Here is a 763-nt window from a genome sequence, read left to right on the forward strand (position 1 = left end):
GCCGGCAACCAGCTCAGGCAGGTCTCCGACAATGGCGTTTGCGCTCCAGTCGAATTCGGCCGCTGCAATCTTCATTTCGCCAGCACTTGCAGGCGTTGTTGCGCGATAGTCGCAATAGACATCCATGCCCGGCAGCCATGCGGGCGGAATTTCGTGGGCGTTCGCAACGTTTGTGCTGATCGAAGTTACGAGTGCCGGGCGTGTCAGCATGCCGTCCGTCAACACGGGCTTGCCGGAAGATGTGCAGAGCGAAACGACGTCCGCATCGCGCACGCATGCGTCGAGACTGTCAATAACGACGACTCGCGAGTCGATCGATTTCACCAGATCGCGCTTGCCGCCGTCCGTGGCGAGTTCCGGCGAATACACCTGAATGGTTTGCCATGCGCGCGTCCCCTTGAGATGGCGCAGATGAGCCAATCCTAATGCCCCGGTTCCGATCAGCGCAAGGCGGCGTGCATCGCGAGGAGCAAGATGCTCAACCGCCAGTGCGGTCGCGCCCGCGGTCCGTTCAGCCGTCAGCAGGCCGGAGTCGCACCACATGAGCGGACGCCCGGTTTCCATCGACATCAGTGCAGTCCATGCCGTGACGATGGGACCAGCGCTAGTCGGCACATAGGGGGACAGTTTCGCGCCGAACACCCGCTCATCCGCCAGGGTCCCCAGATAGGTAATGAAATCGCCAGCGTTTTCGGGAAAAAGCGTTAGCGTCTGCGGTGGCTGCACCGCACGACCGTTCGCCAGGGAATGAAACATCCGCGCC

General features: G+C 61.6%; 1 protein-coding gene. It reads right to left on the reverse strand.

The window, feature by feature from the left end; all coding sequences use genetic code 11:
* On the reverse strand, positions 1 to 763 hold a 763-nt coding region (locus E1N52_RS43880), incomplete at both ends, for an ornithine cyclodeaminase family protein (protein ID WP_133191288.1).

Origin of the sequence: Paraburkholderia guartelaensis (assembly GCF_004353905.1) — a bacterium.
Classification (GTDB): domain Bacteria; phylum Pseudomonadota; class Gammaproteobacteria; order Burkholderiales; family Burkholderiaceae; genus Paraburkholderia; species Paraburkholderia guartelaensis.